At 47.6% G+C, this 20485-nt stretch carries 20 protein-coding genes; 10 read left to right on the top strand and 10 right to left on the bottom strand.

What is annotated here, in order from left to right:
• The first annotated feature begins 182 nt into the window (after positions 1–182).
• On the top strand, positions 183–2042 hold the full coding sequence (locus ACK5NH_RS11080) for a sigma-54-dependent Fis family transcriptional regulator (protein WP_416920096.1): 1860 nt from the start codon (positions 183–185) through the stop codon (positions 2040–2042).
• A 58-nt stretch (positions 2043–2100) separates the two neighbouring features.
• Here ACK5NH_RS11080 and ACK5NH_RS11075 read toward each other — a convergent pair whose 3' ends face one another.
• Together ACK5NH_RS11075 and ACK5NH_RS11070 are read right to left on the bottom strand one after the other, a co-directional pair.
• Positions 2101–3450 (bottom strand): ATP-binding protein, encoded by a 1350-nt coding sequence (locus ACK5NH_RS11075; RefSeq protein WP_416920094.1) that lies wholly within the window; start codon positions 3448–3450, stop codon positions 2101–2103.
• Positions 3451–3464: 14 nt separating this feature from the next.
• A complete protein-coding gene (locus tag ACK5NH_RS11070; protein WP_416920092.1) occupies positions 3465–4151 on the bottom strand; it encodes a response regulator in 687 nt (228 codons plus the stop codon).
• 348 nt (positions 4152–4499) lie between these two features.
• On the opposite strand from ACK5NH_RS11070, the gene ACK5NH_RS11065 reads away from it, so the two are divergent.
• From ACK5NH_RS11065 to ACK5NH_RS11050, 4 genes are all read left to right on the top strand, one after another.
• A complete protein-coding gene (locus tag ACK5NH_RS11065) occupies positions 4500–4988 on the top strand; it encodes a Spy/CpxP family protein refolding chaperone (protein WP_416920090.1) in 489 nt (162 codons plus the stop codon).
• Positions 4989–5038: 50 nt separating this feature from the next.
• Entirely contained in the window at positions 5039–5932 is an 894-nt protein-coding gene (locus tag ACK5NH_RS11060; protein WP_416920088.1) for a cation diffusion facilitator family transporter, read from the top strand.
• A 45-nt stretch (positions 5933–5977) separates the two neighbouring features.
• Positions 5978–6388 carry a hypothetical protein gene (locus ACK5NH_RS11055; RefSeq protein ID WP_416920086.1) on the top strand — a complete coding sequence of 137 codons (411 nt, stop codon included), beginning with the start codon at positions 5978–5980 and terminating at the stop codon, positions 6386–6388.
• 187 nt (positions 6389–6575) lie between these two features.
• Positions 6576–7133, top strand: a complete 558-nt coding sequence (locus ACK5NH_RS11050; RefSeq protein ID WP_416920084.1) for a porin family protein — start codon at positions 6576–6578, stop codon at positions 7131–7133.
• Between the two features lie 68 nt (positions 7134–7201).
• Here the strand turns inward: ACK5NH_RS11050 and glnG are convergent, their stop codons facing one another.
• From glnG to ovoA, 7 genes are all read right to left on the bottom strand, one after another.
• Positions 7202–8617 (bottom strand): nitrogen regulation protein NR(I), encoded by a 1416-nt coding sequence (gene glnG / locus ACK5NH_RS11045; RefSeq protein WP_416920082.1) that lies wholly within the window; start codon positions 8615–8617, stop codon positions 7202–7204.
• A 37-nt stretch (positions 8618–8654) separates the two neighbouring features.
• A complete protein-coding gene (gene glnL, locus ACK5NH_RS11040; protein ID WP_416920080.1) occupies positions 8655–9701 on the bottom strand; it encodes a nitrogen regulation protein NR(II) in 1047 nt (348 codons plus the stop codon).
• 121 nt (positions 9702–9822) lie between these two features.
• Positions 9823–10356: a DUF4124 domain-containing protein gene (locus tag ACK5NH_RS11035; protein ID WP_416920078.1), complete on the bottom strand. Its 534-nt coding sequence runs from the start codon at positions 10354–10356 to the stop codon at positions 9823–9825.
• 273 nt (positions 10357–10629) lie between these two features.
• The gene (locus ACK5NH_RS11030) at positions 10630–11787 is read right to left on the bottom strand and encodes an iron-containing alcohol dehydrogenase (protein WP_416920076.1); all 1158 of its coding nucleotides are present in this window, start codon (positions 11785–11787) and stop codon (positions 10630–10632) included.
• A 149-nt stretch (positions 11788–11936) separates the two neighbouring features.
• Positions 11937–12533, bottom strand: coding sequence for a TetR/AcrR family transcriptional regulator (locus ACK5NH_RS11025; RefSeq protein WP_416920074.1), 597 nt, complete (start codon positions 12531–12533; stop codon positions 11937–11939).
• A gap of 117 nt (positions 12534–12650) precedes the next feature.
• Positions 12651–12962 carry a pyrimidine/purine nucleoside phosphorylase gene (locus tag ACK5NH_RS11020; protein ID WP_416920122.1) on the bottom strand — a complete coding sequence of 104 codons (312 nt, stop codon included), beginning with the start codon at positions 12960–12962 and terminating at the stop codon, positions 12651–12653.
• Positions 12963–13223: 261 nt separating this feature from the next.
• Entirely contained in the window at positions 13224–15323 is a 2100-nt protein-coding gene (gene ovoA / locus ACK5NH_RS11015; protein WP_416920072.1) for a 5-histidylcysteine sulfoxide synthase, read from the bottom strand.
• Between the two features lie 340 nt (positions 15324–15663).
• Here ovoA and ACK5NH_RS11010 point away from each other — a divergent pair, with 340 nt between their 5' ends.
• Entirely contained in the window at positions 15664–16059 is a 396-nt protein-coding gene (locus ACK5NH_RS11010; RefSeq protein WP_041417035.1) for a hypothetical protein, read from the top strand.
• 8 nt (positions 16060–16067) lie between these two features.
• Here the strand turns inward: ACK5NH_RS11010 and ACK5NH_RS11005 are convergent, their stop codons facing one another.
• Positions 16068–16259: a hypothetical protein gene (locus tag ACK5NH_RS11005; protein ID WP_416920070.1), complete on the bottom strand. Its 192-nt coding sequence runs from the start codon at positions 16257–16259 to the stop codon at positions 16068–16070.
• A gap of 371 nt (positions 16260–16630) precedes the next feature.
• Between ACK5NH_RS11005 and ACK5NH_RS11000 the strand changes: the two genes are divergently transcribed.
• The 4 genes from ACK5NH_RS11000 (at position 16631) to ACK5NH_RS10985 (ending at position 20431) form a co-directional block, all read left to right on the top strand.
• Positions 16631–17470, top strand: coding sequence for a PfkB family carbohydrate kinase (locus tag ACK5NH_RS11000; protein ID WP_416920068.1), 840 nt, complete (start codon positions 16631–16633; stop codon positions 17468–17470).
• Positions 17471–17762: 292 nt separating this feature from the next.
• A complete protein-coding gene (locus ACK5NH_RS10995) occupies positions 17763–19220 on the top strand; it encodes a diguanylate cyclase (RefSeq protein ID WP_416920066.1) in 1458 nt (485 codons plus the stop codon).
• A 122-nt stretch (positions 19221–19342) separates the two neighbouring features.
• Positions 19343–20038 (top strand): MOSC domain-containing protein, encoded by a 696-nt coding sequence (locus ACK5NH_RS10990; RefSeq protein ID WP_416920064.1) that lies wholly within the window; start codon positions 19343–19345, stop codon positions 20036–20038.
• A 36-nt stretch (positions 20039–20074) separates the two neighbouring features.
• Positions 20075–20431 (top strand): DUF4870 domain-containing protein, encoded by a 357-nt coding sequence (locus tag ACK5NH_RS10985; RefSeq protein ID WP_011621077.1) that lies wholly within the window; start codon positions 20075–20077, stop codon positions 20429–20431.
• The last annotated feature ends 54 nt before the right edge of the window (positions 20432–20485 follow it).

The following is a 20485-nucleotide window of genomic DNA, read 5'->3' as shown; positions in this document are numbered from 1 at the left end:
AGGACAGTGCCAAACTGGCAGGAGTTGTACACTTGTTGAGCTAACAGTATGATGAAAAGCTAATTTTGCAGATCCAAAATAATAGGGGCACTCACGGAAGGAAAGGTGCCCTGTGGTCATTTTGTCATCCAACGACACACCGTGAGTGTGCCGAAATGGAGCAGCGCTCGGGGAGCTTGGCTATGACAGTAAAACCGCATTTTCCAACCACACAGGCATGGTTAACTGATTCATGGCAGCGCAGCTTAGGTGCTGGCTTGTCAGAGTTTCGTGCCGGTGAGGATCTTCGGCTCACGCGTTCGGAGCTCAAACATAAACATGAACAATATCAGCAGCTCATCGAATTAGTACAATCCCATGCCTTGCCGCTATTTAATCAACTGATGGCGCACTCCAATAGTCGATTATTGCTCTCCGATGCCGATGGTTATGTGCTTAAACATTGGGGCGTGAGCCGCTATTCCAGCAAGCTGGCTGATGTGGCGCTCGATATTGGGGTCAACTGGCTCGAAAAGTATAAGGGCACCAATGCAATAGGCACGGCGCTCACGGCCAAGCAGGCGGTGTCAGTGGTCGGCGAGCAGCATTTTATCCGCCAAAACCGTTTTATGAGTTGCACCGCTTGCCCGATTTTTTCGCACCAAGGTGAGATGCTCGGAGTGCTCGATATTACCAGTGAGCAGCAACGGCATTCGCAGCAAACCTTGATGCTAGTGTCGAGTCTGGCGCAGCAGGTCGAAACGGCGCTGCTGTGTCATCTGCCCGATAGTCATTATCGAATCGATTTCGCGGCGCAGGCGAGTCTATTAAATTCCGGTTGGCAAGGCATAGTTATCGCTAGCAGTGATGGGCGGATCGTGGCTTGCAACCCCATGGCTAAACAACTGCTGAGCCAAGCCAAGTTGGGTGACAGTTTAGAGCAACACCTCGGCGACAATTGGGCGCGAGCGGGGGGCTTTCACCGCGATTCGGCGCTGCATGTGCAGACTCAGGCATTGGCACTGACACAGACGAAAAGTACCAGAACCCTTCAAGATAAACCCTTGAACCAATTAGGCGTCAGGTTTCGCGACCCATTACTTGAGCGTGCCTGGCAGCAGGCGAATAAGGTGATTACTAAGCAGATCCCCCTACTTGTGCTTGGTGAAACGGGTGTCGGTAAGGAGCAATTTGTGAAAAAGCTCCACGCCCAGAGTACCCGCCGCGCGCAGCCCTTGGTGGCGGTGAACTGCGCCGCCTTGCCTGCTGAGTTAGTTGAGTCTGAGTTATTTGGTTATCAGGCGGGGGCTTTTACTGGCGCCAATCGAACTGGTTTTATCGGTAAGATCCGCCAGGCACACGGCGGATTTTTGTTCCTCGATGAAATTGGCGAGATGCCACTGGCGGCGCAGAGCCGTTTACTCCGGGTATTGCAGGAGCGCGAGGTGGTTCCCGTCGGCAGTAATCAAAGCTTTAAGGTCGATATTCAGATCATCGCCGCTACACATATGGATTTAGAGTCGCTGGTGGCACAGGGATTGTTCCGTCAGGATTTGTTTTATCGCCTGAATGGATTGCAGGTGCGGCTGCCTGCGCTGCGTGAGCGGCAGGATATTGAGCGCATCATCCATAAGTTGCACCGCCGTCACCGCAGCAGCGTGCAAACCTTGTGTACTGAGTTGTTGGCGCAGCTAATGCGTTACGATTGGCCCGGCAACCTAAGGGAGCTGGATAACCTAATGCAGGTGGCTTGTTTGATGGCCGAAGGTGAGGCTGTACTCGAGATAGATCATCTCCCCGATTACCTTGCTCAAAAGCTAATGAATCTGGCGTGTGAGCCCCAAACTTTAACTGAAGTTGTCGAAGCAGAAGCTACGGCGCATCCGCACGAGCTGGTTGAGTCTAGCTCCATCACCATCGACTCGCTCCACGGAACCATTAATTTGAATGTGTTGCAGGCTTACCGTGCCTGCGATGGCAATGTGAGCCAATGCGCCAAGCGTTTGGGGATTAGCCGTAATGCCTTGTATCGCAAGTTAAAACAGCTAGGGATTAAGGATTAACGGCAGTTGACTGTTGATGATATAAGCCCCGCAAACTGAGTTTGCGGGGCTTATGTTTTTAGGTTGGCAAACTGATATTGACTTCGAGGCCGTGGGGCTGGCGATTCTCGGCCCTGATTTTACCTTTATGGGCGCTAATGGCGGCTTCGGTAATGGCGAGTCCTAGACCCCAGCCACCGCTTTCTCGCTGCCTTGCCGAATCGGGGCGATAGAAGGGTTTGAAAATCGCCTCAAGCTCAGCAGGGTCTATCCCTGGGCCATCGTCTTTAATGGTGATCTGTACTTGACCGTTGGCTTGGCTCGCGCGCAGATGAATATCGCTCTGGGCATAACGAATGGCGTTGCGCAGTAGGTTTTCTATCGCACGGGACAGGGATTTAGGATAATGGCTGAGCTCGATGGCTTCATCGATATCGATTGTGATCTTTTTACCCTGTTGATCGGCCTCAAACTCGGCGTCATCTAGCACTTGGCTGAGGGACTCGGCTAATCCGAGGCGCACTTTAGTTTCATTGGTGCTGAGTTTGACCCGCGATAACTCCAGCAGCTCTGCGATCAATTTTTCTAATTGCTCGGCCTCGTAGGCGATACGGTCGGTTTCAGTGGTCTGTTGGCCTTTTTTGCGGGCCAATGCCAGTGACAATTGTAGACGGGTCAGTGGGGTGCGCAGTTCGTGGGAAATATCCCCCATCAAACGTTGCTGATTCTTCACCATAGCTTCAATCGAGTCCGCCATGCTATTAAACGCGGTGGCGAGTTGACCGATTTCATCGTTACGTTGAGTGGTTGCCTTATCGACACGGTTACTGAGGTCGCCTTCGGCGAGGGCATCGGCACTTTTCTTTAGTGAGCTTAATGGCTTACCTAAATGCCATGCGAGAATGGCGCACAGTAATCCCGAGAGCACTATGGCTAAGCTCAGGGTCAGCAGCTTGTTTTCAATAAAGAAGAAGAACCAGGGGCGAGGGTGAATATCGGGCAGGCGACCGTAGAGGTAATAGGTTTCACCCTGAAGAGTAAATTGGTGAGGGCCGAAGACCAATTCATCCTTAAACTGGTGACTAATAGGCTGTTTTTCCTCATCGGCCATCAGCATAAAACTGCGTACACCACGGCTCACTCGAGTGGTGTTAATCACTTGGCCTTGGCTGTTGGCCAGATAGAGTCTAAGGGGTTTGCCCTCCATATCCCTGTGTCTTTCCCAGCGGCGCATAAAATCGGACTTTATCAGTTCAGGGTTGGCTTGAATTCGCTGGGCTACGGTCGCGAGCATTTTTTGCATATGGGGCGGAATAGGCGCGCGGTCGTGATTTTGCTGCAGCAAAGGTAGCAAGCCGACTAATGCGATAATGAGCGAGCTACAGATCCAAAATCCGAGCAGTAATTTGATAAATAAACGATTAGGCACAGTTATTCCCGCCGTTATGGTAACCAGATATAGCCTTTGCCACGGATAGTTTTCACCCTAGGTCTGCCATCGCTACGCTCGGGGAGTTTTTTGCGTAGATTCGAAAGGTGCATATCCAGACTGCGGTCGAAGGGCATCAATTTTTTGCCGAGTACGATTTCATTGAGCTCTTCTTTATTCATTAACTCGCCCGCATGGAGAGCCAGTGTGTGCAGCAGGGTAAACTCAGTTCCCGTAAGGATAATAAGCTGCTCATTGCAATAGGCCTCTTGGCGAGAGGGATCTAAACGTAAATCACCAAACTCCTGCGCCGGAGTGGCATGGATTTCTTGGGCAGTTAAGTGTGAGCGGCGAATGATGGCGCGAATGCGGGCGATCAGTTCTCTGTCGTTAAAAGGTTTAGGCAAATAGTCATCGGCACCGATCTCAAGGCCAACCACACGGTCAATTTCATCCCCTCTGGCGGTCAGCATCAGCACTGGCGTTTGTTTGTGTTGACGCAGGGCGCGCAGCACTTCAAAGCCGTTTAGCTTAGGTAACATCACATCGAGCAAGATCAGATCGTAATCACCCGCCAGGGCCAGATCTAGGCCTTGCTTGCCATCGTAGGCCAGCGTGAGTTTAAACCCTTCGAGTTCGAGTAATTGTCCGAGAAGTTCTGATAAACCAAGATCATCATCGATTAATAATATCCGACTCATAGTGTTCCTTAATCTGGGTGAACGGGTGCGAAAGACGCAAAGCTGTGCACTAAACCGCAGACGCTTTTAGCATTTTGCCTGAGTATACCTCTTTTGATGTCAATTGCTGTGTAGCAATGTAAGCCAAAGTAAAGAATAGAGAATCTGTATGCCTAAGCTATCTCAATATACGAATTTCAATATCTTAAGATTGTTTGGGTATAGTTCTTATCGCAAATTTACACTGATTTACTCAGGTCACGCCCTCACTTACATATGAGGCTTTAGACTGTGATCGTCGAAAGTGATTCGGCTTTTAAAAGGGTCGTCACTGTATACAACATAAGTTGAACTATTGAGGTTAACATGATGAAAACACTATCTCCTTTAAAAGCTGGCCTATTTGCCATCTTAGCAAGCTCAGCAGTATTTGCGACGACAGTCAGCGCCGAACCAGGCCAAGGCTGCGATCATCCGCGTGGTGAGTTCCATAAACACGGCGACCGTATGGGCCATGACGGTATGCACAGAATGTTCGAAGGTTTGGATTTAACCGATGCACAAAAGGCCGACATTAAGAAATTGTTTGCCGAGCACCGCGCCGCCCGCAGCGATGACAGACCAACTAAGGAAGAACGTTTAGCACTCCGTACCGAAATGCATGCCCTAATCACTGCTGCAAACTTCGATGAGGCACAAGCTAAGGCCTTGATCACTGCCCAGCAGGAAAAACGCCAAGCCCAAGCGATTGAACGTATGAAGATGCAGAATCAAATCTACAAGCTGCTAACGCCTGAACAACAAGCGAAATTTAAAGCGCGATTTGAAGCACAAGCTGGTAAAGAACCTCGCAGTTAAGTTAGTAAGCTGATATACAATAGGGTCATAGCTTCCCGATATCGACCCCTATGACTCAAACTTCCCAATACGACTTTTGGGTCAAACTGGCCAGTCGCGCTTCCGTGGCTACCGCTTTGACCCTTATTATTATCAAACTGTTAGCTTGGTTGTATTCAGGCTCGGCCAGTATGTTGGCATCCTTAACGGATTCCTTTGCCGATGCGCTTGCCTCAATCATCAATTTTATTGCCATTCGTTATGCCATTGTCCCCGCCGACCATGATCACAGATACGGCCACGGTAAAGCCGAGCCGTTAGCCTCGCTGGCGCAATCGGCCTTTATTATGGGCTCGGCATTTTTACTGCTGTTTTATGGCGGAGAACGCTTACTCAATCCAACCCCCGTTGAACATGCCACCTTAGGCGTTGTGGTATCTGTCGTCGCAATAGTGCTGACATTAGCCTTAGTGATGTTGCAAAAGCGGGCACTGGCGGCAACCAATAGCACCGTGGTCGAAGCCGATTCGTTGCACTATAAGTCGGATTTATTCCTCAATGCGGCGGTTCTGTTGGCGCTTGTTTTGTCCCAATATGGCTGGTGGTGGGCCGATGGACTCTTTGCCGTGCTTATCGCTTGCTACATTGGCCAGCAAGCCTTTGATTTGGGTTACCGTTCGATTCAAGCCTTGTTAGATAGAGAATTGGATGAGGATACCCGCCAGCGAATCAAACAAATTGCTAAAGAAGATCCTAGAGTGCAAGGGATACATGATTTACGCACCCGCCAGGCGGGTAAGACTATCTTTATTCAATTCCATTTAGAGTTGGATGGTAACTTGAGTCTGAACGAAGCCCACAGCATTGCCGATACCACCGGGCTGAGGGTTAAGGCTGCCTTTGAAGATGCAGAGGTGATTATTCACCAAGATCCTGTTCAGGTGGAGCCTAGCCCCGCGAGTTAATCACCGCGGTCAATTGAGTTTGTTATAAAAACCAAAGGATTGGTTATGTCATGGATGCAGCAACAGGTTCACCCCTTAGCCGACAATACTCGGCTCATCTGTCGTTATCATAGATTATCGACCCGCTTTGAGCTGATCGCCGAGCACGCCCCCACTACGAGCGGGGGGCTTGACTCAAATCTTACTGACCACAGTCTAGCCAATCCTCCAATAGGCGCTTGGAGTGAACTTATCCTGCGTCAACCTTTATATTATTGGCCGAGAACCATTCAATTCAATATTGCGCAGCGGGACTACCGACTGCATATTTGGCCATTGCTTATGTGGCGCAGTCGTGTGATTTGTGCACAATCGGGGAAAGTCATGATTATTGAATGCCTCGATGAACGAAAACGTCGTTCCCTTATTCGTTGGTGTTATTTCGCTATTATGAATTTATTGCGAGTAGTCAGTTAATTCTTAGTATTGAATGTTGCTTATTAAACTTAATGCTTAAGTATCTATTCACATATTTTCGCTTTATTTAAAGCTGAATACTTCCTGTATAGAGCGCATTTAGTTTTTACAAACTGTCACTCTTATTATTGGTTTGTTGTAATATCCGCAGCGTTTACTACTCAAGTTAACTCATTAGGGAAATATAATGAAAAAACTATCTTTAGTTGCGATCTCTTTATTATCTGCATTAGTGGCAGGCCAAGCTTCAGCTGCAGCCGATACTACTGGTTTTTATGTGGGTGGCGCACTAAACCGTGTAACTGTGGACGCTTTTGATGATTCAGAAACTGGCACAGGTTTCGGTGTTTACGGTGGTTACAATTTCAATGAGTGGTTTGGTTTAGAAGCCAATTTCTTTGCGACTGCCGATTTAGGCGACAGCGATGTGGATATCACTGCGGGCGCATTAACCTTCACGCCTAAGTTTACGCTGCAAATTAATGATATGTTTTCAGCTTATGCAAAAGTAGGTGTTGCATCTATGGCTGTGAATGTTGACGGTTTTGGTTTCGATGAAGACTTCACTGGCTTTGGTTGGACTTACGGTGTAGGTATAAATGCCGCTGTGACTGAGCGCTTAAATATTCGCTTCAGTTATGATATCACTACTGGTGATTTAGATGCCGACCACAACTATTTAAATGTGAAAGATATCGACACTGATATGAAGCAACTGGCTATTGGTATGCATTACCAGTTCTAATTATGTAGACAGTGTTTAAATAATAAAAAAGGGATAGTCATATCCCTTTTTTGATTTTAAATGGATGGTTAATCCATAGACAATTCTTTGAGTTTTCGCGTTAAGGTATTTCGTCCCCAGCCTAAACGTTTTGCCGCTTCTTGTTTATGCCCTTGGGTATGGCGTAATGCGGTTTCTAGCAAAATACGCTCAAAGGCTGGCTGGACTTCGGTTAATAAATCGCTATTTCCCTCAGACAATTTTTGGTCAATCCACTCTGTGAGTGCTGATTGCCAATCTTGGCTGCCTTTTGCCATTGGATTGATGTTGGCGGGCTCCTTAAGTAACTCTGGCGGTAAATCCTGGGGCAGGATTTCTTGCCCCGAGGCCATCACAGTCAGCCAGCGGCAGGTGTTCTCGAGCTGTCTGACGTTCCCTGGCCAAGGCAGTTGCGACAACTTGGCGGCTGTCTCTTTGGTGAGGATTTTAGCTTCGACACCGATCTCTTTAGCGGCAGAGGCCAAAAAGTGGGTTGCCAACTGTGGAATATCCTCACGGCGTTGTGACAGCGGCGGCAGATGGATACGGATAACATTGAGTCGGTGGAATAGGTCCTCCCTAAAGCCGCCTTTTAGCACTAGCTGCTCCAGATCTTGGTGAGTGGCAGCAATAATGCGCACATCTACTTGGACGGCACTATGGCCACCGACTCGATAAAATTGTCCATCGGCGAGCACTCGCAATAAGCGAGTTTGCACATCGAGCGGCATATCGCCGATTTCATCTAAAAATAGCGTACCGCCGTTGGCTTGCTCGAAACGTCCTTGGCGCACATTAGCTGCGCCGGTAAAGGCGCCTTTTTCATGGCCGAAGAGTTCTGATTCGATTAAGTCTTTGGGAATTGCCGCCATGTTCAAGGCGATAAAGGGTTTATCCTTGCGTGGGCTGTGCTTGTGTAAAGCGCCTGCGACCAGCTCTTTACCTGTGCCTGATTGACCATTAATTAGCACGCTAATTGAAGAACGTGACAGCCTGCCGATGGCGCGAAATACCTCCTGCATGGCGGGCGCTTCACCGATGATTTCGGGGGTTTTGACTTGCGTCTCCTGCGCCGCGGGTGTAGGACTTTGCTCGGTCGCATGGGTCAGGGCGCGCTCAACGAGGGAAATCGCTTCATCAATATCGAAGGGTTTAGGTAAATACTCAAATGCCCCCGCCTGATAGGCGCTGACGGCACTGTCTAAATCCGAATGCGCTGTCATTATGATGACTGGAATATGCGGATAGTGGATTTGCAGCCTTTCTAACAGGGTTAGGCCATCGGTTCCCGGCATACGAATATCTGAGACTATGACCCGTGGCTGGGAAATCTCTAATGCTTGCCAGAGGGATTCTGCCGCGGCAAAGCTGGCGGTGCTGAGTTTAGCGCCTTGGAGCGCTTTTTCGAGCACCCAACGTATTGAACTGTCATCGTCGAGGATCCACACTTGTTCACTCATTCGCATTTTGCTTCCTCATACGGTATGTGTTGGTTTGTCTTGATTATTTGGCGCTTAAAATCGGTAACGAAATGATAAATTCGGTATGCCCTGGGCTAGATACACAATCGATTCTGCCCGAGTGTAATCTGGCAATGTTATGGGCAATCGATAGGCCCAGTCCCGAACCTTGCTCACGACTGGTGACCATGGGATAAAACAGCGTGTCCATCAGCTCTGGTGGTATACCTGGGCCATTGTCGATAATGGACAGGGTCAGCACGAGCTTGTGGCGCTGCGAACCTATAGTGACCTGATGTTGCGTGCGGGTGCGGATCAGGATTTCGCCACCGGAGTGCTCAAGGGCTTGCACTGCATTCTGCAATATATTCAATACCGCTTGCTGCATTTGGTCAGGATCCATTTCGATATCGGGGATCGAAGGATCGTAGTCGCGCTTAAGTTGAATATTGGCGGGCAGGGCCATTTCCACCAGTTTATAGACCTTCTGCACCACTTGATGAATGTTGTGTAGGCTATGCTGAGTCGGTCGCTGCGGGCCGAGCAGTCTGTCCACTAAGCTGCGCAGGCGGTCGGCTTGTTCGATGATAAGGTTGGTAAATTCCTTTTGTGCAGGATCGTCTAATTCCCGCGAGAGCAACTGCGCCGCGCCTCGAAGACCACCTAAGGGATTTTTGATCTCATGGGCTAAGTTACGCACTAGGAATTGTGCCGCCTGTTGTTGAGCATCTTGGCTGAGTTGCTGGTGGATCCGGCGTTGTTGATCGACTTGTCTAAGTTCGAGCAGACTCAGTTGCGCTTCATCCTCTAGCGGGATAAGCGTCAAATCGACGGTATGATGCTGGGCATCTAAGGTTACTAAGGTGGCAGTGTTGACCGTGAGGCCTTGTCCGGCTTTTACGGCATCGCTGAGGATCTGTGCCTCGACACCGAGGGCTTGATAATGCTCCGGTAGTGCTTGCTCCACGAGCCTGTGGCTGCCGACGCCCAATAGCTGCTCTGCAGCGGCGTTGGCATAACAAGGCTTAAGATCCTTATCGATGACAAGTACCGCGGTGACTAAATGATTAAGCAGCGTTTCTTTATCCATCTACCGTTCCTGAAAATAGGATTGCACCATTATGTTGCACCGATTTGGTGCGGGCTGCAACTTGGCTTCATCAAACGGCTAAATTGAGTAAAAACAACCTAATCAATTGTTATTAAATAGTTTAATTAGATTTTGGTTGCTTTTTCGGGACTGGATTCATCGCCGCTTGATGAAGAAATATCTTTCGTGGAGAGCTAGATGCAAAGACTTTGCCGTTTTGAGTCATGGCATCGACAACAATGGTATGTTCACCTCGGTCGATGTTAGTCAGTTGAAAGATGCCACCCACTTGAGGCTGGCCAACCATTTGACCGTCGAGTTTTAAGGCCATTAGATATTGGCTTTTGATTTCTGGGGTAACAGTGGCTGTAACTTGAAAGTCTCCGTTATTGTCCCTGACGGTTTCCTCTTCTACTGGGGAGGTAATGATGACTTGGTACTGAATTTGTTGAATGACTTGCGAGTCATTAGAGTCATTGTTGACCGGAGGGAGGGCAATTTGATTGAGTGTTTTTTCTTTTAACTCAACAACCTCGGCGTTGGGATGTGGCTCATCTGAGTAATGGACTTTTCCATCTTTATCGACCCATTTGTACACTGTTGCCTGAGCAAGCAGGCTGAGCAGCAATAAGCAGATAAGAGTTAATGCACGCATGTGAAAATCCTTTTACCTTTAAGATGAAGTCCTTCAAGATTAGTCGTTTTTTCACCAAAAATCATGGTGTTTATACATTTCAATTGAGGTTTTGTCCTGTATGAATAGTGGATTCGTTTTATGCCTCTAATGCAATGGCGAGTGCGAGTATGGCTGCAAATCTGTTGTGGGATGAACAAGAGAGAAGCGGTTATATGAAGGCATGGTTGAGCTTGCCTCTTTTGGGGGAGTGTCAATGCACCCTTATGGTGCATTGACGGCTGTGGCGAAAGCTTATAGCGCCAGCGTTAAAATATTACGGCTCATGGCAGGATCGATATTGCCACGCTCGCCTAAGGCTACCATGCCATGTTCCTCAAGCTGGGTGACGACGGCATCGACCGCTTCTTTACCTAAATCGTAGGCAGATAAGTGGGTTGGAATGCCCATGGCTTCGAAGAAGGCTTGGGTTTTCGCAATCGCGGCCTCAATGCATTCGTCTTCTGAGCCAGTGTTGATATGCCACACTCTGTCTGCAAATTGCAGTAGCTTTTCGCGCTTAGCTGCTTTAGTGCAGCGCAATAATGCGGGTAATACAATAGCTAAGGTGCGGGCATGGTCAATATCATATAGGGCTGTGAGTTCATGGCCGATCATATGCGTCGCCCAGTCGTGCGGCACACCTGTCGCTATGGTGCCATTGAGTGCCATGGTCGCGACCCACATCAAATTCGCGCGAATATCGTAATCTTCTGGCTGTGTTAGTGCCTGTGGGCCTAATTCAATCAAAATCTGCAGTAAACCTTCGGCGAATCTGTCCTGTACTGCAGCGTTGACCGGATAGGTGAGGTATTGCTCAGTGATATGCACAAACGCATCGACTACGCCGTTTGCTACTTGTCTTTCTGGCAGAGTGAAGGTTTTTGTTGGATCGAGAATTGAGAATTGAGGATAAACCAAGTCGTTACGGAACGGCAGTTTGGCCTTCAATGATTTACGGGTCACGACGCTGGCGTTGTTCATCTCTGAACCCGTCGCTGGCAAAGTTAATACAGAGCCAAATGGCATGGCTTTGGTCACCTTTGCGCCCCAACTGGTTAAGATGTCCCAAGGCTCGCCTTCAAATACCGCAGCAGCGGCAACAAATTTAGTGCCATCAATTACCGAACCGCCACCGACGGCGAGCAAAAAGTCGATGTTTAATTCACGTACTTGTGCAACAGCAAGCATAAGGGTTTCATAGGTTGGGTTAGGTTCGATCCCTTCGAACTCGACCACGAAACGATCTCCAAGCGCATGTTTTACTTCGGCTAAGGTGCCAGTTCTTCTGGCGCTGCTGCCGCCAAATAACACCATGACTCTGGCATTGCTTGGTACTAAAGTATCGATTTCAGCTATGGTGTTTTTACCAAAATGGATTCGGGTTGGGTTGTAGTAGGCGAAATTGAACATACTGCTATTTGTCCTATGGTTGGAAAATATTTTTAGTAGACCAGTCGTCTAGATTGGTTGGCTACTAAATGATAAATCAAGCCGATGAGGCGATATTTCATTACCAATTAACGGGTTGCTGGTTAATTGGAGTGCCAGAGTCGCTGGTATTAACGCATGGTTTTGGTCTTTAAAATGGCTTCGGTCGTGACTAGGGCGCGTTCTAAGGCTGCGTGACTGTGGCCGAGTTTATTCATCAGGCTGGCGCCGATCCACATGTGATACAAAAGTTCTGCCGTTGCTTGAGCGTCCTGTTCACAGATGGAGTTATCTACAATCCCTGCCTGAATGCACTGGGTTAAGCGTTCAATGATGCCAGCTGACCCCTTTAGAAGTACAAGGCGCATGGCCTCTGAGAGGTCGGCAACCTCTGCACTTAATTTAACGACTAAGCATTTTTGATCGACACAACCGTCCTGCTGTACATGCAACCATCTTTGCCAGTATTGCATTTGGCGCTCAAAGCCGGAGAGTTGCGGGTTGGCAAATAAGCTATCAAGCTCTACTTGGTATTGCTCAAAATAACCCGTTAACAGCGCCTCACCGAATTGTTCTTTAGATTTAAAGTAATGGTAAAACGAACCTTTAGGTACTTGGGCAGCCTTGAGTAATTGGGCTAATCCTAGGCACGAAAAGCCTTGCTTAACGATCAGTGAGTAACCGACATCGAGAATATGCTGACGAGTAGATTGGGTTTCTGTTTTCATGGGGTAAGAGCATAAAGCATAATAGACCAGTCGTCTAGTGATGTAATTTGCATCAATAATTGGGATCAATCGATAAGGGAATGCCTAAGTCGGTAAAGCATTCCCCTTGCTAGCGTGTTACAGATAGCTACAGCAATACTCTGCAACCGCACTGTTACGGATTTTGAAGCTGACGTTGGCCGCGAGTTTGAATTGGCTACCTTCGCTAAAGGTTTGCCAAGTTGCGCTATTTGGCAGTAATACCTCGAAACTGCCACTGGTGACTTGCATGATTTCACCCTGTGAGGTGGAAAACTCATATTCTCCTGGGAGGACAACACCTAGGGTTTGCTTGGTGCCATCACTGAAGAATACGCTGCGGCTGGCAACTTTGCCCTCAAAGTAAATATTGGCTTTTTTCGCGACCGAGACTTGCTCAATTAACTCCATCATGTGCTCCCAAATAGTAAATGATTTATGAATTTATATTCATTTTGTGTGATTTTCAATTCAAATATATTAAGGGTTGAGCAGGCTGATGCAATCAGAATTACTCTCGCGTGATGTGAGGGGGTATTTAATCGCAGACGATATGTGCTTTTTCATTGTCTTATCGCTGTTGATGTAGGACTGTGCAACGCTGTTTGTTATATCTCCGCCAGAAAGGATTATCTGGCGGATTTTTTAAGACGCCTATTCACTCGGAAAACGTTAACGTTTACGCCAGATCGTCATCTCTGAAATCGAATGCTGAAACTTGCGCTTAGTTTCGCGGATAACGAAGGGGATTTCTTTCACCGCGACCAGTTCAAATTGGCCTATCAAGGTTTCGGTTAACCCATCTAAAGTTGTGAAGTTCTCCCCTTTGACTTTAATCCCCCCAAGCCATTTCTCCTTTGGCGTGTAGTCTTCGAGCCAAGTATAGGGCGAGGCGATAACCAGATATCCTCCTTGGTTGATGCGTTGCCCAATACTGGTGAGGAAATGTTGAGGGTCGTTCAATCTGTCGATGAGATTTGAGGCATAGACTAAATCGTATCCGGTGTAGAGAGGCTTGAGATTACAGGCATCCCCTTGGATAAAATTGACTTTTTTGGCTTCGCCAAGGTATCCCAGTTTAGCAAGGCTAGCGCTCTTGAATTCCTGTAAGTCTCCCTCGGTGCGAATGGTGTAGCGTTTTTCGCCTTGTTCGGTCAGGGCGTAAGCCTGCTGGATAAAGCGCGCCGAAAAGTCGATGCCATCCACGTGGTCGAACACTTTGGCTAACTCAAAACTGGCGCGTCCGACTGAGCAACCTATATCTAAGGCTTTGGTGGTGTGCTCGAGTTGGATCTCGTTGAGTGCCTGTTGCACCCCATTTACGCAAAAATTCGGCACACCAAAGTACTCGGCGCCATAGTGGAATTCTAAATACTGGGAAATCAGTTCATCAGTTTCGTACACATTGACCTCGACCATCTGTTCTGGATTTTGCAACGACTCGACATAGCGGAATCCTGCATGTTGGTAAAAGTGGCGTCTGAATGCGTAGCGCGAGGCGGCTATGGCTTCATTGCCGGTTGATATCCAAGAGCCGCCTTTAATCAGGTTGTGTTTACCGTCGAAGGTGGGAGTCGAAAAATCATCGTAGAGGGGATGTACGGCAAAACCATTAAAACCGTCGATAGCGGTTTCGGTCCATTGCCAGACATTGCCGACAATGTCATAAAAATCATTGTGTTTAAAGCGATTTACCGGACAGGAGGAGGCGTAATAAGCCAGCGAGATATTGCCGGGGACTTCATGCCAATCGGGGGCATCGCTTGGTACCTTTTCCCGCAAGATATACCACTCGGCTTCGGTGAGCAGGCGAATATTGCTCTGGCTCTGACGCGTCTTCCAATTACAAAAGGCCTTGGCTTCGAGTTGATTGACTTCAACGGGCCAATTAAGCGGTAAGGGGATTTCGTTGGTGAGGTTACGTTGCCACCATTTGTTATCGCGGCGACGCCAAAAGCGTGGCATTTGGGCTTGGGTATACGCCAGCCAAGCTTGGCCTTCCTCATTCCAATAGTCTTGGGTTTGATAGCCCCCTGCTTCGACAAAACTTAGATATTCTTGATTACTCACCAAGTACTTCGAGGCTTTAAAATCAGCGACCTTAAAGTTCTTGTTGCCGTATTCGTTATCCCAGCCATAGGTTTGATCTTGCTCTTTTTTACCTAAGGTGATTTTTTTGCCCACGACGGCAAGCAACTGATTTGGTTCGGCGCTACCGACATCTTGACATTCTGGCCAGTGAGCATTGGCACACACATCCTCGAGTGGCAACTGACGAATAATAGCGGAAGAGGTCTCTAGATGAATACGCTCGTGCTCAATGCCCATCAAGATAACCCAAGCGGGACTATCTTGGCTGATGGGGAGTGCTAGTGGTATGGTATCAATCAATTGATTGACGGCTTGATTAACGCTATCTCGGTAATTTTTCACCTCTGCGACACTTGGCCATTGATAGTGGGTGTCGTCGAGATCGTCCCAAGACATTTCGTCCACACCGATGGCAAACATCGACTCAAAGTGATCATTCACTCGCTCATCGAGATACTTACCCAGCTTGAGTTTATTGATGTAGAAGGTGGCGGTGTGACCAAAGTAAAAAATCAATGGGTGGCGGAGTGGTTCGGCTTTTACATAATAGGCTTCGTCGTGTTTTAACAGCTCGAATAGGGATTCATAGAGTGCCCAAGTTTGGTTGAAGTATTGCTTAAGCTCTTGACGTTTCAGCGCCTCATTTTCACCCGTAAGTTTGGGTGTTTGCAAAACTGGCATATTCGATTTCTCCATAGGGCAAGCAGATGCCATCGAGGTGGCTATGGGTTATCAGGCTCAATACGTGGCGCGGGTTTATTGGATCACTTTATCAACAAAATGTGGCAGTTATTGAGCTGTTTTTCTCAAGCTAACAGAAAGTCAGCAGGGCTCCAATCATTAACTCGAAGTAGAGCATATGACCGTAAACATTTCATTTTTATTGCAGCTGTGTGGGTTGGCGCTTTAGGGGAATTGTCTTCAGAAGGTTAAAATTATTTTATCCCTGACCAGTATTTTATCTGCCAAGGTTAAGGCAGAATGTTCTCGTCCGTAAAATTATTATGCAGGATATAACGGGATGGCAATGAACGCATTATGGATACCCGCTTGGTATGAGCTTGATCCGTCGATCGTTGTGGGCGTGACTGAAGAGTTTGTATTTCATAAACCCGCTACCAATGAGGCACTGAGATTTTACAGCGGAGCCAAAAAAACTGACGCAGTGAAAGCGACGGGAGCAATTTCAAGTATTCAACACAAAGTATTGGGGGATATTGAGAGTGTGGATGCGCAGGGGCTTGATTATACTATTGTTCTAAAAGATGGCCGTCGTTTGTTGGTCAATGCGGAGGAGGATCCTGGGCTGATTTATGAGTGGGTTGACGACAGTTGGCAACCATCAGAGATGGTGATCCAAGATTGGCAGCTGGATGTAAAGTTTACCTCGCTTTCTCCCTTTAAGGCGGTCGACTAACCGCACTTCTATTTTTCTGAGCAGTCAGGCTCATAAGACTGAACCGGCTGCTCCTCAAACAACGCTTTTAGTAACTGATATTCATTCTGAATCTTGGCTACATAGGCGTCATGAAACTCCAACGCATTAAACTCTTCTACGCATTGTCGATAGCGGCGTAATTGCTCTTGCCCATTGATACCTTGATGTAGCCAATCCATTAGCATACGAATTCCTTTCGTCTTTCATCCTTGAGTCGCCAGTTTAACCTTTTCCTAATCTAGTATGGGGCGATGTTTGATGACATTTTTATGAAGAATTGTTTATAAAATGCACGTTTTAAAATATTTTTATTATTTATCATTGTCTTGCAAAGAAATATTTTAAACTTATAGGGCTATATACGTTGCTTAGCTGAGTTCGACTATGGGCAAAGTCTTACAGCAACAGCCTGTTTTTGCTGCCGTGATATGGTTCAACACCTTAACAGATGAGATTGTGTCACCTTGGGTTTTGGTCTAGATTGAGGGCTCTTTTAACCGAGCGCTCGCCTAAGTTCTGCGCGGTTTTTCTCTCATTATGGAGTCCTGTCATGGCAAATATTTTGCTGGTGGCCAATCTTAACTGTGACCGAGTGTTGATCCTTGATAAACCATTGAAAACGGGCGGTCGCTTTCACTATCAAGATGGCGGACAAAGGCTCGGTGGTGGTGGTGCCAATACTGGGCTTGGGCTGGTGTGGGCTGGCCATAGGGTTGCACTCGTGAGCCAAGTTGGTCGGGATGAAATGGGCGATTGGGTTATCGCTGAGGCGAGTACTCAGGGCCTCGATTGTCGCTTAGTGCAGCGCCGTGCGGGAAATACCTGTGAAATGCTGCTGGTGATGACACCCGATGGTGAGCGTACCATCATTCGTCCGCAGCGGCCTATTTTCGAGTTAGCAGTGCCGCCCAAATGGCAGCATTGGGATGCGCTGTATTTTAACACCTCGGCGGAGGGCACTGTCAGTTGGGCGAAAACCGCGCTGGATCATTGTCTTGTGATCGCGCAACTGGCTAAGGATGACAGGCCTCGACCCTGCCACGTATTGCTTGCCTCTGTGAGTGATATGCAAGGCCGCTGTGATGTCGCCTCATGGGATTATGGTGTGAGCATCGGTGGTGAATCACTACGCTATTTTGTGGTGACCGACGGTGTGCGCGGCGCAAAGGTGTATACCCCAAATGATGTTCAACATGTGCCCGCAGTGCCAGCCGAGGTTGTCGACACCACTGGTGCGGGGGATGCCTATGCGGCAGGGCTTATCCATGGATTATGCGCGGGTAGAACTATTACCGAAGCCATGGCCGAAGGTGCGATTTGGGCGGCATTTGCTGTGGCCACGGACAGCTCTATCCCAGGCGATGCCTTAAAACACTATTTAGAAGCATAAGCTGCGGGATGCGAATGGGAGTCATCTTTCTGTCATCTAGCCTTGCTAGAGTGTGTTCAGTGACAAATAGCTTTTATCCCTTAACGTTTTGTTGTGCTTTTCTCCCATTTTGTTGGTTCGCATGTTTGCCCCGTTTCCCCAACGGGGCATTTTTTTAGCTCGAATAATGTTATTCCGTTATCGAACGTTCATATTGTGGAAATATTGTGCGGTCAGCGAGGGATTACGTTAACATTCAGACAACGCATCTCGTTGAAATAAAATAATAAGCCTGCCGTTGTTGGAGTTGGAAATGGGCAATCACGTTTGGAATGATAAAAAGAAGTTTATTTGGTTGCTGTCAGTGCTGTTGCTGGTGGCCTTTTTAGTCACCAGTGGCATTAGCTATAAAGTGGCCCATGACTCCTTGAGTCAGCAGATTGAGAGCAATACTTTACCTCTAACCAGCGATAATATTTATTCAGAAATTCAACAGGATCTGCTTCGCCCCATCTTTATATCCTCACTTATGGCGCAGGATACCTTTGTGCGTGACTGGATGTTAAACCGCGAACAAGAACCCGAAAAACTGGTCCGTTATCTTAAAGAAATCCAAGATAAATACGACACAGTCACCAGCTTTTTTGTTTCGGAGCAGAGCCGTAATTACTACCACTCTTCGGGGGTTTTAAAGAAGATTCAAGATCGAGACCCAAACGATGCCTGGTATTTTCGCGTTCGCTCTTTACCCGAGTCAGAACATTACGAGATTAATATCGATGCCGATACGGCGGATCGTACCAAGACAACTGTATTTGTTAACTATAAGGTTTTTGATTTTAAAGGTAATTTTATTGGCGTCACCGGTGTCGGCCTTGCGGTTGAAAAGGTCAAGGCTCTGATCGAGCTCTACCAAAAACGTTACAATCGTCGAGTGTTCTTCACCGATAGACAGGGCAATGTCACTCTCCATGGGGATGAATATGATGGCGCTGACTCATTACAAACTAGCGCCGGACTCGAGCAGCTCGCCACGCGGATTTTAACGAGCCCGAGCGCGGCCTTCAGCTATCAGCGCAATGGTAAAACCGTCTATCTAAACAGCCGCTTAGTCCCCGAGTTCAAGTGGTATCTTATCGTTGAACAAGAAGATGCACCGCAGGAGCAAGAACTGCTGAATACCTTCTGGGGTAACTTAGCCTTAAGTTTACTGGTGACAATTGGGATTTTACTGATTTCAAACATGACCTTAGGTCGTTATCAGCGCAAGCTTGAGATCATGGCTTCCACCGACAAACTTACTGGCGCTGCAAATCGTCAGGTGTTTGAAGAGTATTTCCATCAGGCATTAGATAAAGCCAAACTATCGCAAACACCTATTTCGATTCTGCTGGTTGATATAGACCACTTTAAAAAAGTGAATGATAGCTATGGTTATAGCATTGGCGATTTAGTGTTAAAAACCGTCACCAACCTATTGCGTAGTCAATTAAAAGAGCAGGATATACTTTGTCGTTGGGGCGGCGAGGAGTTCTTAGTGTTATTCCCTGAGATGGATCTGAGTCATGCTGCTGAATTAGCTGAGCATTTCCGGGAGTTAATTTTCCAGCGCGAGTTAAAAGTGAATGGCGTGCATATTGCTATCACAGTAAGTATTGGGGTTGCCGAATATCAAAAACTTGAACCAGCGGAAGATTTGATCAAGCGAGCGGATCTCGCCCTGTATCAGGCGAAGGAAGCGGGGCGCAATCAAGTAGTTCTCAATCAATAGTATGTTGTTAAGATGGCAAAGCCTGCAAAAGGTATAGTCTTGAATCAAGAGCATGGTCTTGAGTCGCTGGAATTGTTCAGGCTATAGATAGGCAACGGATAGCGATAGGTAGGGAGTAACAAATGTCGACCTTGTTGGTAAATAGATTATCGGGTTTGTATTTAGGGGCGGATCTGCAAAAGATTGACGGTGTTGCTACTGGTATCGACGGTAAAAAATCCGCGCAGCAGTTAGTGGTTAATGTCGACCATGTTGAAGGCGATGGTCAGGCCGACCCTAAGCACCATGGTGGGCTTGATCGGGTGCTGCATCATTTTCCCCGTGAGCATTATGGTCAGTACCGTCGTTGGGATTTAATCACTCAACTCGAAGATGCGCCGAGCATGGGCGAAAACATTAGCACAGTTGGCCTGAATGAAACCGAGGTCAATATCGGCGATATTCTGCAAATCGGCGCTGTGACAGTGCAGGTGACTCAGCCGCGCTCACCTTGCTTTAAATTGAACCTACAATTTGGCCATAGGGACTTTGCCCTTGCGATGCAGCAGAGTCAGCTATGCGGTTGGTTTTATAGAGTGTTAACACCAGGCATTATCCAATTAACCGATAATATTGAATTAGTTGAGCGTAAAACCCATATCAGCGTTGCCGAGGCGATGGCGTTGTACTTCTCACCCGAATACGATGATAAGGCCTATGATAGACTCGCCTCCTGTGAAGGTTTGGCACAAAGCTGGGTGAATAGCCTGCAGCGGCGCTTAGCGACAAAGCAAGTCGAAGATTGGCAGATGCGCTTGTACGGGCCAAAAGGTAAATAAACTTTATTTTTCAAACGATAATACAGGGAATGTGTAATGATAGAGTCAGTGACTAAGAGTGAAAGAGATTTTGGCTTACTGGTGTATGCCTCCAGTTTAATCGGTTATTTAGTTCCATTAGGCTCGATTCTCGGACCACTGATTATGTGGTTGATGAAACGTGAAGAGTCAGCTTTTGTCGACCAATGCGGCCGTAGTTGCTTGAACTTTAAGTTAAGCCTGTTGATCTATGTGATTATCAGCGGACTGTTAGCCTTTGTGGGCATTGGGTTTATCTTTTTGATTATCCTCGGTATTCTCGACTTAGTTTGCACCATTCTTGGGATCATTAAGGCGAGCGAAGGGCAAGTGTATCGTTATCCGCTGACGATTAAGTTTCTTTCCGATAACTAATTGCTTTTAAAGCGATTCAATAAAAACGCCTTAGGGAGAGACTCGCTAAGGCGT

Source organism: Shewanella sp. (assembly GCF_047975355.1).
Lineage (GTDB): Bacteria > Pseudomonadota > Gammaproteobacteria > Enterobacterales > Shewanellaceae > Shewanella.
Note: the sequence above shows the minus strand (reverse complement) of the source record. Positions and strands in the feature narration are given on the sequence as shown.

Bases quoted from the DNA above. Each gene is read 5' to 3' on its own strand.
- ACK5NH_RS11080 (WP_416920096.1), top strand. From the start codon at position 183: ATGACAGTAAAACCGCATTTTCCAACCACACAGGCATGGTTAACTGAT.
- ACK5NH_RS11070 (WP_416920092.1), bottom strand. From the start codon at position 4,151: ATGAGTCGGATATTATTAATCGATGATGATCTTGGTTTATCAGAACTT.
- ACK5NH_RS11065 (WP_416920090.1), top strand. From the start codon at position 4,500: ATGAAAACACTATCTCCTTTAAAAGCTGGCCTATTTGCCATCTTAGCA.
- ACK5NH_RS11060 (WP_416920088.1), top strand. From the start codon at position 5,039: ATGACTCAAACTTCCCAATACGACTTTTGGGTCAAACTGGCCAGTCGC.
- ACK5NH_RS11055 (WP_416920086.1), top strand. From the start codon at position 5,978: ATGTCATGGATGCAGCAACAGGTTCACCCCTTAGCCGACAATACTCGG.
- ACK5NH_RS11050 (WP_416920084.1), top strand. From the start codon at position 6,576: ATGAAAAAACTATCTTTAGTTGCGATCTCTTTATTATCTGCATTAGTG.
- glnG (WP_416920082.1), bottom strand. From the start codon at position 8,617: ATGCGAATGAGTGAACAAGTGTGGATCCTCGACGATGACAGTTCAATA.
- glnL (WP_416920080.1), bottom strand. From the start codon at position 9,701: ATGGATAAAGAAACGCTGCTTAATCATTTAGTCACCGCGGTACTTGTC.
- ACK5NH_RS11035 (WP_416920078.1), bottom strand. From the start codon at position 10,356: ATGCGTGCATTAACTCTTATCTGCTTATTGCTGCTCAGCCTGCTTGCT.
- ACK5NH_RS11030 (WP_416920076.1), bottom strand. From the start codon at position 11,787: ATGTTCAATTTCGCCTACTACAACCCAACCCGAATCCATTTTGGTAAA.
- ACK5NH_RS11025 (WP_416920074.1), bottom strand. From the start codon at position 12,533: ATGAAAACAGAAACCCAATCTACTCGTCAGCATATTCTCGATGTCGGT.
- ACK5NH_RS11020 (WP_416920122.1), bottom strand. From the start codon at position 12,962: ATGGAGTTAATTGAGCAAGTCTCGGTCGCGAAAAAAGCCAATATTTAC.
- ovoA (WP_416920072.1), bottom strand. From the start codon at position 15,323: ATGCCAGTTTTGCAAACACCCAAACTTACGGGTGAAAATGAGGCGCTG.
- ACK5NH_RS11010 (WP_041417035.1), top strand. From the start codon at position 15,664: ATGGCAATGAACGCATTATGGATACCCGCTTGGTATGAGCTTGATCCG.
- ACK5NH_RS11005 (WP_416920070.1), bottom strand. From the start codon at position 16,259: ATGGATTGGCTACATCAAGGTATCAATGGGCAAGAGCAATTACGCCGC.
- ACK5NH_RS11000 (WP_416920068.1), top strand. From the start codon at position 16,631: ATGGCAAATATTTTGCTGGTGGCCAATCTTAACTGTGACCGAGTGTTG.
- ACK5NH_RS10995 (WP_416920066.1), top strand. From the start codon at position 17,763: ATGGGCAATCACGTTTGGAATGATAAAAAGAAGTTTATTTGGTTGCTG.
- ACK5NH_RS10990 (WP_416920064.1), top strand. From the start codon at position 19,343: ATGTCGACCTTGTTGGTAAATAGATTATCGGGTTTGTATTTAGGGGCG.
- ACK5NH_RS10985 (WP_011621077.1), top strand. From the start codon at position 20,075: ATGATAGAGTCAGTGACTAAGAGTGAAAGAGATTTTGGCTTACTGGTG.